Source organism: Microbacterium sp., assembly GCF_036823965.1.
GTDB lineage: Bacteria > Actinomycetota > Actinomycetes > Actinomycetales > Microbacteriaceae > Microbacterium.
The window spans coordinates 24,615-37,606 of the sequence record NZ_DAITBE010000008.1 but is presented as its reverse complement, the minus strand read 5'-3'; the positions used below and the strand labels follow the sequence as shown (position 1 = coordinate 37,606).

General features: G+C 68.0%; 9 protein-coding genes. 1 reads left to right on the top strand and 8 read right to left on the bottom strand.

What is annotated here, in order from left to right; genetic code table 11:
* Positions 1-233: 233 nt before the first annotated feature.
* The 4 genes from V7Z82_RS13830 to V7Z82_RS13815 form a co-directional block, all read right to left on the bottom strand.
* Positions 234-899: a hypothetical protein gene (locus tag V7Z82_RS13830; RefSeq protein WP_334152116.1), complete on the bottom strand. Its 666-nt coding sequence runs from the start codon at positions 897-899 to the stop codon at positions 234-236.
* Between the two features lie 48 nt (positions 900-947).
* Positions 948-2,003, bottom strand: coding sequence for an ABC transporter permease (locus tag V7Z82_RS13825; RefSeq protein WP_334152115.1), 1,056 nt, complete (start codon positions 2,001-2,003; stop codon positions 948-950).
* Complete coding sequence (locus V7Z82_RS13820) at positions 2,000-3,499, bottom strand: sugar ABC transporter ATP-binding protein (protein WP_334152114.1); 1,500 nt, start codon at positions 3,497-3,499, stop codon at positions 2,000-2,002. Before V7Z82_RS13820 ends, V7Z82_RS13825 begins: the two co-directional genes overlap by 4 nt.
* A 70-nt stretch (positions 3,500-3,569) precedes the next feature.
* A complete protein-coding gene (locus tag V7Z82_RS13815; RefSeq protein WP_334152113.1) occupies positions 3,570-4,607 on the bottom strand; it encodes a substrate-binding domain-containing protein in 1,038 nt (345 codons plus the stop codon).
* A gap of 245 nt (positions 4,608-4,852) precedes the next feature.
* On the opposite strand from V7Z82_RS13815, the gene V7Z82_RS13810 reads away from it, so the two are divergent.
* Positions 4,853-5,743 carry an AraC family transcriptional regulator gene (locus V7Z82_RS13810; protein WP_334152112.1) on the top strand — a complete coding sequence of 297 codons (891 nt, stop codon included), beginning with the start codon at positions 4,853-4,855 and terminating at the stop codon, positions 5,741-5,743.
* A gap of 4 nt (positions 5,744-5,747) precedes the next feature.
* On the opposite strand, the gene V7Z82_RS13805 is transcribed toward V7Z82_RS13810, so the two are convergent.
* The 4 genes from V7Z82_RS13805 to V7Z82_RS13790 form a co-directional block, all read right to left on the bottom strand.
* Entirely contained in the window at positions 5,748-6,683 is a 936-nt protein-coding gene (locus V7Z82_RS13805; protein ID WP_334152111.1) for an aldose 1-epimerase family protein, read from the bottom strand.
* Positions 6,684-6,685: 2 nt separating this feature from the next.
* On the bottom strand, positions 6,686-9,661 hold the full coding sequence (locus V7Z82_RS13800; protein ID WP_334152110.1) for a DUF5107 domain-containing protein: 2,976 nt from the start codon (positions 9,659-9,661) through the stop codon (positions 6,686-6,688).
* Between the two features lie 164 nt (positions 9,662-9,825).
* Complete coding sequence (locus V7Z82_RS13795) at positions 9,826-10,326, bottom strand: amino-acid N-acetyltransferase (RefSeq protein WP_334152109.1); 501 nt, start codon at positions 10,324-10,326, stop codon at positions 9,826-9,828.
* A gap of 106 nt (positions 10,327-10,432) precedes the next feature.
* Positions 10,433-12,958: an ATP-dependent Clp protease ATP-binding subunit gene (locus V7Z82_RS13790; protein WP_334152108.1), complete on the bottom strand. Its 2,526-nt coding sequence runs from the start codon at positions 12,956-12,958 to the stop codon at positions 10,433-10,435.
* Positions 12,959-12,992: the final 34 nt, after the last annotated feature.

Genomic DNA, 12,992 nt, shown 5'->3' with positions numbered 1-12,992 from the left:
CTCTCGAACGGCAAGTGTCGAAGCGCTGGGGACGCTGTAATTCGACGCCACTGGGGATGGCATGGGCCGCATATTCCCGAGAGTCACTCAATGGTATCCCAAAGAACACGAACTGTCAGCCTCGGCTGGTGAATACCAGGGAAATCAGAACCATCCGAAGAGGAAATCGGCAATCACGTCGATATTCGTAGGCGTCACCGCAGAATTGCTTCGATCTGCGAGAGAAACGTCGGTCAGTTGAGCAGGATCTGCTTGGTGCTCGCGCTGGTGAACCCGCCGATCGAGACCTCGACGTGGTACGACGCACCGCCGCCGGGGGCTCGCTGCCGGTTCTCCTGCCCGCACGTCTCGACGCTCGAGCGCGTGCGATCCCAGGTCACCGGATCCTTGCTGGTCACGGTGGTGCCGGCGGGGAGCGTCGCGATCATGCTGCTCGGGTTCTCCTGGCAGTCGGTCGAGCGCCACCACACGTCGGAGCCGCTCATCACCGTGAATGCCTGTGTGGTCGACCCCACGTCCATCGTGCAGTCCGTCGGTCCGGTGTTGGTGAGCGAGATCGAGATCTTCGGGAGCACGCCGGCCTGGTAGGAGTCGGCGTCGGTGACGGCGGCGACCACGATGTCCTTGGCCTCGCAGGCGACGACCGCCGGAGTCTCGGACTCCGACACGTCGGTCGTCGGGGCAGGCGATGCGGGATCGGTGACGGGATCAGACGTCGGCGTCTCACCCGCGGTCGGGTTGGGCGATGCCGACGAGGTCGGTGCGGGGCCGGCAGCATGCGCCCACGGCTGGGCCACCAGCAGCCAGACGCCGACGCCGATCGCTGCGACCAGCAGGATCAGGCCGCCGAGCAGGACCACCCGACGCCGACGGTAGACGGCGGCGGAGTGGCGAGGCATATCACCAGGCTAGGCGATCGATCACGCGATCGGCCGTGCGACAGGAGGTCAGCCCGGAATTCCGATCCGACGTTCGCCAGAGCGGAGCTGCTGGATCACGACCGCGATCACCAGCAGGGCTCCCTGGGCGACGTTCTGCCAGAACGAGTTGACGCCCAGGATCGTCATGCCGTTGGTGAGCACGCCGAGCAGGATCACGGCGAGGATCGTTCCGGAGATCGTTCCCTTGCCGCCTTTCAGGGCCGCACCACCGAGGGCCGCAGCCGTGATCGCCTGCAGCTCCAAGCCCTCGGACCCGGAGATCGGCTGACCTGACCCCGTCCTGGCGGTGATCAGGATCCCGGCGATGGCTGCGATCGCTCCGGTGACCATGTAGACACCGATGATGTAGCGGTTGATGTTGATGCCGGCGAGCCGCGAGGCGATGTTGTTCCCGCCGACCGCGTAGATGTTCCGGCCCCACGAGGTGTACCGCAGCACGATGTGCGCGAGCAGCGCGACGACGAGCAGCACCAGGATGAGCGTCGGGATGCCGGCGACGCCTCCCCTGGCGAGGAAGACGAAGAACGGGTCGGCGCCCGTATAGCCCTGCGCGCGTCCATCCGAGATCAGCTGCGCGATGCCCTTGAACGCGGCGAGCGTGGCCAGCGTGGCGATGACCGGATTCACACGGCCGAAGACGATGATGCAGCCGTTGACGAGACCGCACAGGATGCCGATGCCGATCGCTCCGACGACGCCGACAGCCGGTCCGGCTGCCGTGAACAGCATCGCCGAGGTCACCGAGGTGAGACCGGCGATGGACCCGACCGAGATGTCGAGGGCGCCGAGGATGATCACGATCGTCTGCACCACCGCCAGCAGTCCCATGATCGAGATCGCGGTGCCGATCACCTTGAGGTTCGCGACGCTGAAGAACAGCGGGTTCTGCAGCCCGATCACCGCGACGACCAGCACGATCGCGATGATGAGCGAGATGTTCTGCGCGCCCACACCGGTGATGAATCTCTTCACCGCTGATGAGCCTGCCGCAGTCGGTGCCGGGGCGGTCATGGTCGTGGTCGCCGTCTTGACAGCGCCGTCCTTCAGTGCGTCGTCGCTCATGCGGCGACCTCCTCGTCCATCGCGAGCGCGAGAATGCTCTCTTCGGTTGCCTCGGCGCGCGGGAGCTCTCCCGTGATTCGCCCGTGGGCCATGACATAGATGCGATCCGAGATGCCGAGCACCTCTGGGAGCTCACTGGAGACCACGATGACCGCGACCCCCTCGTGCGCCAGGCGATCGATGATCGCGTAGATCTCCGCCTTCGCTCCGACGTCGATGCCTCGAGTGGGCTCGTCGAGCAGGAGCAGCCTCGGATTGGTGGCGAGCCATCTGGCGAGCACCACCTTCTGCTGGTTGCCTCCGGAGAGACGCCCCACCAGCTGTTCCGGACTCGGGGTCCGGATGCGGAGGGAATCGATGTAGTTCTTCGCGAGCGCCGATTCTGCGGCATCCTTCACGAAGATCCATCGCGAGAGCGACTTCAGCACGGCGAGGGCGGTGTTGTCGCGGACGCTGCGGTCGAGGAGCAGCGCCTCGGCCTTCCGTTCCTCCGGAGCGAAGCCGATTCCGGCCCGGATGCTGTCCTGGGGGCTGCGGAACCGGCGCACGGCTCCGTGCATCCTGATCTGTCCGTCGGCGACCAGCAGATCCCCGGCGATCGTCTTCATGAGCTCGCTCCGCCCCGCACCGACGAGCCCGGCGACGCCGACCACCTCACCGGCGCGGACCGTCAACGAGATGTCGTGCACGATGTCGTTGGACACGTGCTCGAGCTCGAGCACCACGTCGCCGAGTGCCGCCGGCTCACGATGGAAGAACTGGGTGAGGTCACGCCCGACCATCATGCGGACGAGTTCGTCGTGGTCTGTCTCTCCGACGGCTTTGGTGCCCACATACGCACCGTCGCGCAGCACGGTGATGCGGTCGGCGAGCTGGAAGATCTCGCCCATCCGGTGCGAGACGTAGCCGATCGCGACGCCGTCGTCCTTCAGCCGCCGGATCAGCGCGAACAGCAGCGCGACCTCCTCGTCGCCGAGCGAGGACGTCGGCTCGTCGAAGCAGATGACCTTCGGCTGCGCGATCACTGCCCGCATGATCTCGACGATCTGCCGTTGCGCCGGCGAGAGGTCGGCCCCGAGCGTCCTGGCGTCGATGACTCGATCGAAACCCCAGCGACGCAGCTCCTCCGTCGCTGTGCGCTCGAGCTGGGTGCGACGGAACCCGAGCGTGCCGAGCGCACCGATGTAGATGTTCTCGGCGACCGAGACCCAGGGCACGATCTCCGGTTCCTGGGCGATGATCCGCAGTCCGGCGTCCCGGGCGTCCGCGGGGCCGGCGAACTGCATCGTCTCCCCCGCCAGCTGCAGTTCGCCGCCGTCCGGCTGGTAGTCGCCGCCCAGGATCTTCAAGAGGGTCGACTTCCCGGCCCCGTTCTCCCCCATCAGGGCGGTGACCTCGCCGGCGTGGAGCTCGAGCTCCACGCCACGCAGGGCGTGGACCGGACCGAACGACTTGGTGATCGCGTTCGCCCGCAGCGCGGCAGCGTGCTCAGTCATGCTTTCCTCTTCTCGTGATGCGGTCGCAGACGGGTGAGGCGGCCGCTCGCGCGGCCGCCTCGGAACAGCGTCAGGTGCAGACGACGCCCTTCGCCTCCCAGTTGGACGCGTCGACGATCTCGGTGTTCGCGACCGTCTTCGGCGGCAGTTCGGTGCCGTTTCGGAGCAGGTCGATCATGGAGGTGACTGCGGCCTTGCCGACCTCGACACCGGAGATGAAGAGGGCCGACTTGTTGCCCGTCTCCTGCCCGGCGTTCCAGTCCTTGCAGGTGAGGTACGCGCCGAGGCCGACGCCGACGATGTCAGCCGGGGCGACGCCGGAGTTCTGCAGCGCGGTCACGACGCCCGTCTCGTTCTCGTCGTTGCAGCCCCAGACCACCCAGTGCTTGACGCCGGCGTTGGCCGTGATGATGGCTCCTGCCTTGTCCTGCGCGTCCGTGGCCGAGTTGTCGGTGCCGACCTCGATGACCTCGGGACCGTCCGGGACGGCCTCGGCGAACGCGGCCACGGCGCCGTCGACCCGCTCGACGCAGTTCGGCTGATCCTGCTTGTACGCCGAGAGGATGCGTGTGTCAGCGGCGGCCCAGCCGGCCTCCTGGTAGAGACGGGCGGCGTCTGCGCCGACCTTCTCGCCCATCGAGGTGCCGTCGAAGCCGGTGAAGGCCGCGGCGGCGCCCTTCGCGTCGACGATCGGGTCGTCGGCGGCCATGATCGGGATGCCGGCGTCGGTTGCGAGCTGGATCACCTGCGGACCGATCTGGGTGTCCGGCACGACGATGATGATGGCGTCGACGCCCTGCGCGATCGCAGCCTCGACCTCGGAGATCGCTTTGTTCGAGTCGGTGCTGACATCGACGACGTTGATCGTCACGTCTCCGTCCGCCTTCGCGGCTTCCTTCGCGCCGTCCGCCTCGTCGATGAAGTACTGCTGGTCGCCCTGCTTCTGGATCAGGGCGATGGTGAGCGGACCGTCGGAGGTTCCGCCTCCGCCGGCGGCCGGCTCGGCGGTCTCCATCCCGGACGAGCAGGCGGTGAGCGCGGCCAGTGCCAGAACGGCGACCCCGCCCGCAGCAGTTCGCGCCCAGAGGCGGCTGCGTGTGGCGAACATTGAGACTCCTTCGTCTTCGTGCGATGACCGGTCGTCGTGACCGGATGCTGTGTGGAACAGATCGAACGTACATCGATCGCGTCGCGTCGCTTGAGGACGATCTCACGGAACATATGGACTTTTCTCCGGGACCTCGACCACGCCGGCGGGCCGTCCTGTCGACCGTCGCGACGAGTCAGCGGCTAGCCTGGCACGACCACCCTGCCACCGGAGCATTCCCGGCCGCCACCCTCCTGAGAGGCATCATGGACGAGACGCCGATCCCGTTCGAACCCCACTATCGCATGGAGGGGTTCGACCACCAGCGACTGTGCGTCCTGCCCCGACCGCAGGTGGATGCCGCGCTGGGTGCCGCAGGCACTCGGCGCCTGCTCGTCACCGACGCGGGGTACTTCCCGGCGGCTCGTGGCCACCGCCGTATCCGCCCGCGCGGCTGCGCCGAGACCGTCATCCTGCTCTGCGTGGGTGGACGCGGCACCGTGACGATCGCCGGAGAGGCGTATCCCCTGACGGCATCCAGCTCGATCGCGATCAGTGCGGGCGCGCCGCACTCCTATGAAGCCTCGGAGGACGATCCCTGGACCATCTGGTGGATGCACGTGCGCGGGACGGATGCCGCCGAGCTCGCGGTGCAGACGCTGGGACGGCAGAGTCCGGTGACCCGACTCCGTTCGATGGACCGCGTCGTCGCCCTGTTCGACGAGCTCGTCACCTCGCTGGAGCGCAGGCTCTCACCACCCCAGCTGCTGATGGCGTCGGGCATCGCCTGGAATCTGCTCACGCGGATCGCGGCCGACAGCATCCTGCCGAGTGAAGGATCCGCGCTCGAACGCGCCATGCGCTATCTCGAGGCGCGCGTCGACGGGAACATCCAGGTGGGCGAGCTCGCCGCGCTCGTCGGCATGTCGCCGTCGCATCTGAGCGCCCTGTTCCGGCAGGCCACGGGAAGCGGACCGGCGGCGTTCCACACGTCATTGCGGATGGCGCATGCGCGGAACCTGCTCGACACCACCTCGCTCTCGGTGCGGGAGATCGCCGCTGCGGTCGGCTACGCGGATCCGCTGTACTTCTCTCGCCACTTCCGGCGACTGCACGGCGTCAATCCGACCGCGTACCGCTCGCTGCACAAGGGCTGAGCGATCAGCGGCCGATGCGCCGGATGGTCCATCCCGCCGAGGCCGATCCGCCGGGTGGGACGACGAGCAGGTCGCGTTTCGAGTTGAATGCGTCAGGCGGGCAGGTCATCGGCTCGACGGCGATCCCGCTGCGGAGGTCCGGGCCGGCACCGTGATCGGTCGTGTAGACCTGCACCCACGGGCAGCGTTCATCCCATTCGACCTCCACCCCGACCCCGTCACCACCGGTGAGGCGTGCCTGTGCGAGCCCCTCCCGTCGTCCGAGCAGCGTGTACGCGTGATTGATCTCGGTGCGCCCGATGCGTCGCGGCGCTCGGAAGTCCCGGCCACCCGCCGCCGCATCCGAGACCCGCACGCCGCGCTCGGGCAGCATCCGATCCTCGGAGACGAGCAGGATCTCCTCGGCGACCAGTTCCAGCGCCATGCCGTCGATGCCGCGCTCTCGTGGCGGCCCGACCGTCAGGTACGGGTGTCCGCCCAGCCCGATCGGCGCAGCCGTCGCGCTCTCGTTCGTGGCGGTGATCTCCTGAGCGAGGCCGCCCGCGTCGAGGCGGAACTCCGCATCGACGCGGATCCGCCACGGATACCCGGGCTGCGGTGCGATCACCCCGCTGAGCACGACATGATCCGCCGACGCCGAGACCACGTCGAAATCGGTCCAGGCCACGAGCCCGTGGGCCGCAGTGCGGGTCTCCGGCTCGTTCTGCACCAGGCCATGGACCTGACCGCCGAATTCGTACGCGCCGTCAGCGAGACGATTCGGCCATGGCGCGAGCACTGCTCCGCGCATCGACGGCCGGATCTCGTTCTCCGCGAACGGCACGATGAGGTCGGCGCCGTCGCACTGCAGCGTCCGCAGGGTGGCACCCACGCTCGCGATCCGTGCCTCGTACGCTCCGGATCGCAGCACGGACTGCGTCCCCGAGAGCGGCACCTGCATGGTCAGTCGTCCTCACCCTCCTGATTGAACAGCAGCAGCTCGGGCAGGCTGGTGGCGAAGTAGTCGGTCACCCCGTCCTCGCGCACGGCAGCCGGCGGCACGTACGCAGCTCGAGCCTCGCCGAGCGTCGCCGGCGGATCGGCCAGCGGCAGTCCGAGTGCCGCGAGCGTGAGATCCCACGCGGCCAGCGCCTGTCCTTCGCCGCCCTCCCAGGGGTGGAACGGACGAGTGCGGAGGATCCTGTGCGCCTCAGCCGCACCACCCTCGGCGACGAGGAGCCGCACGTACGCGATCGCGAAGTCGTCGCGCGTCAGGACGAGGTCCTCCACCGGCCGCAGTGCGGCGAGGCGCCGGGCTGCAGGGTGGCCGAGCCTCGCAGCGAGCTGATCCTGCTCGTACCGGATACGGGCGTCCGTCGGAGCGGCCTCGACCGCCTGCGTGTACAGCCGCCAGGCCTTGTCCTCGTCGTGCTCGACGTTGTAGGCCGCGAGCGCCGCGTTGCGGAACAGCACCGGGTCCTGCCGACCGCTCTCGATCGCACGGTTCCAGACGGAGGCCGCGTCGTGTCGGCGACCGTGGGCGTAGAGGAGCATGCCGAGCAGCGACAGCGCGACCGCATCATCCGGTTCGGCCCGAACCGCGCTCTCCAGCGCCTGCAGTGCGTCGAGCCCGGAAGGGAACGCCCACCGCAGGTCCATCTCCCCCGCCCGCGACCGCGCACCGGCAGCGGCCTCCTGCTCGCCTCGGCCCTCGTGGATCTCGGCCGCGATGTACGCGGCGAGCGGTCTGACGTTCCCCGAGCGCCGAATCGGTGCTGCGATGACGCGCTCGATGAGTCGAAGGGCATCGTCGGCGGCACCGGCCAGCTTCAGATCGAGGGCGACGTCGAGCAGCAGTCCCGCGTCGGCATCCACGTCGCGCCCCGCCAGAACGCGAAGCGTCGCATCGAGCGGGTCGGCGACGAGCGCCGCATGCGCGATCGCACTGCTCGCCGCACCGTCCCCGCGCGTCCGCAGCAGGATGGCACGCAGGGCGATGCGGCGCGTGTCGTGCCCGACGATGCCGTCGAGCGTGTCGAGCACTCGGAGCGCCGCCCGCTGTCGCGCGGTGCGCAGCAGCGACCGGACGAGCTCGACACCGGATGCCGCGGCCCACGTCCCATCCCATCCCGCTTTCCCGAACATCTGCTGCGCCTCGGTCTCACGGCCGAGGCGGGCGAGGATGAGGCCCGCGAGGTAGAACGCCTCGGTATCGGTCGGATTCGCATTGCGACGCGTCAGGCGCGCGATCGCCCGCTGTGCATGCTCGAGCGCCGCGGTGAAGCGCCCCGACCGGTACGCCCGATCCGCAAGGGCCAGATTCGTGCGTGCGTCGCCCGCGTCGCGGTCGAGCGCGGCCCGCCAGTACGGCAGCGGAGAACGGGTCGGGTGACGGTTCTGCTGCAGGTGGAGCCCCGTGAGGTAGAGCTCCTCGACGCTGTCGATCGCCTCCGGCAACGGCGGCTCGTCGGCGACCCAGGGCTCGTCATCCGCGGCATCCGTCGTCGTCCATCGCACCAGCATGCTGCCATCGGCATCGACGAGCTCGACTGCGATGGCGCCCGACGGCTCGACGTCCGTCCGGAGCGTCACCGGCACCCCGGGGACCAGATCGGCCGTGGTGGTCGCGACGACCGCACCGTCGGCGAGGATCCGCAGAGTGGCGCCATCCTGCCGGCTCGTGACGGCGAAGCGCGCGGTCACGCGGCCATCGCGCTCGACGTGCACGGCGGCATCCGTCGTCGCCTGATGCGCGGCGCCGATCGCCGGGATCGGGTACCAGTACTGGCTGAACACCTTCGTCTCCCCCGGCAGCAGCCACGAGAAGTCGGGCTGATTGTCGGTGTAGACGCCGGCCATGAGCTCGACGTACGGCCCGTCGCCGTCGGTGAGCTGGTGGTCCCAGGCGTGCCCGAAGGGCGCATCGCCCCACGTCCACTGCTTCTTGCCCGGGGCGAGGCGGCGCTCGGCCCAGTGCACGAATCCCGCCCCGGCGGCGTGGTCGTAGCCGCCGAAGAAGTCCTGCTGCGAGTCGACGATCATGTACGAGGTCGGAACGGGGATGTTCCGGTAGAAGTCGATGCGGTCGGCACCCTCGTGCTCGGCGGCGAGGGCCGGGTAGTCGACGCCGTAGTAGGGACGATCGGCTTCCGGGAAGGCGGTGAGCGCGCGGCGCGCGTGGTCGGCGACGTAGCGCACGTCCTGCGGGAAGAACGACTGGTAGTCGTCGTGCACGCGCGCCGCGACATTCGCCCACCACAGGAACGACTGCCGCTCGCTGGTGCGGTTGTGCAGCCGGACGGCGAGTTCGACGACAGAGCTGCCAGGACGCAGACGGACGCCGTGCTGCGCAGACATCCTGGTGAACGGGTCGTGGTCGTGGCACCAGACCGTGACGGAGCCGTCGTCGCCCTGCTCGATCGCGGTCTCGACCGGGAGATAGGTGCCTGGGCGATGGTGCTGCGGCCAGTTGAACTCCACGCCCCCGCTGATCCAGGGACCGGCGAGGCCGACGAGCGCCGGCTTGATGACGTTGTTGCGGTAGAAGAAGTCGTGGCCGGTGGTCTTGTCGTAGCCGATGTGGATGCGTCCGCCGAGCTCGGGGAGCACGACCAGACGTACGTACTCGTTCTCGAGGTGCACGGCCTGCCACGCTCGCACGACGCCCTCGTCGGCGATCTGCTCCGTGAACGGGATCGGATACACCTTCCCGCTCGAGCCCTGATACACGCGATGGTCGAGGTACATCGGATGGATGCTCGGCTCGGCGGCGTCGTAGGTGAGGATGTTGAGCGGCTCGCTCCACGCGACCGCCTCGCCGCGATCGAAGGCGGCACGGAGAGCCGATGGCGGCTCGGGAAGAACGATCCGGTCGGCCGTCTGACGGCGATCCTCGTCTCTCGCCATGGTCGATCCGACGTCGGGTCGATCACTGTTCATCCGTTGAACCTCCGTGCAGGTGCGTGACGCCTGCACCCTGCAGCGGACGTCAGGACGCGTAGCCCTGCAACGAAGTTATCGCCGGTCGGAGAGGACACCCATGGCATGAACGGCGAAGAACATGGACGATTCGATGGATCGTCGAACCGGGAGTGCCCGCAGCGTCAGAGCTGCTTGAGCATCCGGGTGTTGCCGAGCGTGTTCGGCTTGACGTGTGCGAGATCGAGGAACTCCTCGACACCGGCGTCGCCGCTGCGCAGCAGCTGGGAGTACACGTCGGGGTCGACGACCTGCTCACCGATCGGCGTGTAGCCGCGGCGCCCGAAGAACTCGACCTCGAACGTCAGGCAGAACAGCCGCGACAGACCGAGGCCGACGGCGGTCTCCTCCAGGCGGTCGACGATCGCGCGGCCCACGCCGTGGTGCAGCCAGTCCTCGCGTACCAGGAGCGTGCGCACCTCGCCGAGGTCCTCCCAGATCACGTGCAGCGCGCCGCATCCGATCATCTGTCCGTTAGCCTCGGCGACCACGAACTCCTGCACGGAGCCGTAGAGCACCGCGAGGTCCTTGCCGAGCAGGATGCGCTGCTCGACCATCGGCTGCAGCAGACTCCGGATGCCGATGACGTCGGCGCTGCGCGCCGGTCGGACGATGTACTCGCTCACACGTCAAGCCTAGAACCCGCAGCTGCGAGAAACGCTGAAGGGGCGGATGCCGCAGCATCCGCCCCTTCAGTCGGGTCTTGCCCTTCGCTCGCTCAGGAGCCGCGAATCACTCGCCGCTGGCGATGGCCAGGTCGGGAGTCGCCGAGATCTCTCCGCCGGTGTTCACGCCGACCGAGACCTGCTCGCCGCGCGGTCCGTGCTCGAAGAGAAACTCGCCGTCCTTCTCGTCGACCTTCACGTGATCGCCGGGGTTGAGCTCGCCGTGCAGGATCTTCTCCGACAGACGGTCCTCGATCTCGTGCTGCATCGCGCGACGCAGCGGTCGGGCGCCGAGGGCCGGGTCGAACCCGATCTCGATGAGGCGCTCCTTGGCGGCCAGCGACAGCTCGATCGTCATGTCGCGGTCGAGCAGACGCTCACCCAGCCGCTTCGTGAACAGATCGACGATCTGCACCAGCTCGCTCTTGGAGAGCTGCGGGAACACGATGATGTCGTCGACACGGTTGAGGAACTCGGGCTTGAAGTTGCGCTTGAGCTCTTCGTTGACCTTGCCCTTCATCCGCTCGTAGGTCGTCGAGTTGCTGCCCTCGATCTGGAAGCCGACCGGACCACCGGCGATGTCACGAGCACCGAGGTTGGTGGTCATGATGATGACGGTGTTCTTGAAGTCGATCACGCGACCCTGGCCATCGGTCAGACGTCCCTCTTCCAGGATCTGGAGGAGCGAGTTGAAGATGTCCGGGTGCGCCTTCTCGATCTCGTCGAAGAGCACGACGCTGAACGGCTTGCGGCGCACCTTCTCGGTGAGCTGGCCACCCTCTTCGAATCCGACGAATCCGGGAGGGGCACCGAACAGACGCGAGACGGTGTGCTTCTCACCGAACTCGCTCATGTCGAGCGAGATCAGCGCAGCTTCGTCGTCGAACAGGAACTCCGCGAGCGCCTTCGCGAGCTCGGTCTTTCCGACACCGGTCGGGCCGGCGAAGATGAACGAGCCGGAGGGGCGCTTCGGGTCCTTGAGCCCGGCGCGCTGGCGACGGATCGTCTTCGAGAGGGCCGCGATGGCCTCCTCCTGACCGATCACACGCTGGTGCAGGGCCTTCTCCATGAAGACGAGTCGGCTGGACTCCTCCTCGGTGAGCTTGAACACCGGGATGCCGGTGGCCTGTGCGAGCACCTCGGCGATCAGGCCCTCGTCGACGACCGCACGGGTCGCGACGTCACCCGAACGCCACTGCTTCTCGAGGCGGAGGCGCTCGGCGAGGAGGTTCTTCTCCTCGTCGCGCAGCGATGCCGCCTTCTCGAAGTCCTGCTCCTCGGAGGCCTGCTCCTTCTGCTCGCGGACCTTGGCGATCTTCTCGTCGAACTCACGCAGCTCGGGCGGGCTCGACAGGATCGACAGACGCAGGCGTGCGCCGGCCTCGTCGATCAGGTCGATGGCCTTGTCCGGGAGGAAGCGGTCGGAGACGTAGCGGTCGGCGAGGTTCGCCGCCGCGACGATCGCGCCGTCCGTGATCTGCACCTTGTGGTGCGCCTCGTAGCGGTCGCGCAGCCCCTTGAGGATGTTGATCGCGTGAGGCAGGCTCGGCTCGGCCACCTGGATGGGCTGGAAGCGGCGCTCGAGCGCAGCATCCTTCTCGAAGTGCTTGCGGTACTCGTCGAGCGTGGTCGCACCGATGGTCTGCAGCTCACCGCGGGCGAGCAGCGGCTTCAGGATGCTGGCCGCGTCGATCGCGCCCTCGGCGGCACCCGCACCCACGAGGGTGTGGATCTCGTCGATGAAGACGATGATGTCGCCGCGCGTGCGGATCTCCTTGGTGACCTTCTTCAGGCGCTCCTCGAAGTCACCGCGGTAGCGGGAACCGGCGATGAGCGAGCCGAGGTCGAGCGAGTAGAGCTGCTTGTCCTTCAGCGTCTCGGGCACATCGCCCTTGACGATCGCCTGGGCGAGGCCTTCGACGACGGCGGTCTTGCCGACGCCGGGCTCACCGATCAGGACCGGGTTGTTCTTGGAGCGGCGAGACAGGATCTGCATGACCCGCTCGATCTCCTTCTCGCGGCCGATCACCGGGTCGAGCTTGTTGTCGCGCGCGGCCTGCGTGAGGTTGCGTCCGAACTGGTCGAGCACCTGCGAGCCGCCCTGGGCACTCGGGGTGTCGTTGCTCTGCGCGCCGACGGCTGCCGGCTCGCGTCCTGGCGCCCCGGAGAGCAGCTGGATGACCTGCTGGCGGACCTTGTTCAGGTCGGCGCCGAGCTTGACGAGCACCTGCGCTGCGACGCCCTCACCCTCACGGATGAGACCGAGCAGGATGTGCTCGGTGCCGATGTAGTTGTGGCCGAGCTGCAGGGCCTCGCGGAGGCTCAGCTCGAGCACCTTCTTCGCACGAGGCGTGAAGGGGATGTGGCCGGTCGGCTGCTGCTGACCCTGGCCGATGATGTCCTGCACCTGCTCGCGCACGGCGTCGAGCGAGATGCCCAGGCTTTCGAGGGCCTTGGCGGCGACGCCCTCGCCCTCGTGGATGAGACCGAGCAGGATGTGCTCGGTTCCGATGTAGTTGTGGTTGAGCATCTTCGCCTCTTCTTGGGCGAGGACGACCACACGACGGGCTCGGTCCGTGAATCTCTCGAACATGCTGTGACTCCTTATTCGCACTGGGGCGAAGACG

Bases quoted from the DNA above. Each gene is read 5' to 3' on its own strand.
- V7Z82_RS13830 (WP_334152116.1), bottom strand. From the start codon at position 899: ATGCCTCGCCACTCCGCCGCCGTCTACCGTCGGCGTCGGGTGGTCCTG.
- V7Z82_RS13825 (WP_334152115.1), bottom strand. From the start codon at position 2,003: ATGAGCGACGACGCACTGAAGGACGGCGCTGTCAAGACGGCGACCACG.
- V7Z82_RS13820 (WP_334152114.1), bottom strand. From the start codon at position 3,499: ATGACTGAGCACGCTGCCGCGCTGCGGGCGAACGCGATCACCAAGTCG.
- V7Z82_RS13815 (WP_334152113.1), bottom strand. From the start codon at position 4,607: ATGTTCGCCACACGCAGCCGCCTCTGGGCGCGAACTGCTGCGGGCGGG.
- V7Z82_RS13810 (WP_334152112.1), top strand. From the start codon at position 4,853: ATGGACGAGACGCCGATCCCGTTCGAACCCCACTATCGCATGGAGGGG.
- V7Z82_RS13805 (WP_334152111.1), bottom strand. From the start codon at position 6,683: ATGCAGGTGCCGCTCTCGGGGACGCAGTCCGTGCTGCGATCCGGAGCG.
- V7Z82_RS13800 (WP_334152110.1), bottom strand. From the start codon at position 9,661: ATGAACAGTGATCGACCCGACGTCGGATCGACCATGGCGAGAGACGAG.
- V7Z82_RS13790 (WP_334152108.1), bottom strand. From the start codon at position 12,958: ATGTTCGAGAGATTCACGGACCGAGCCCGTCGTGTGGTCGTCCTCGCC.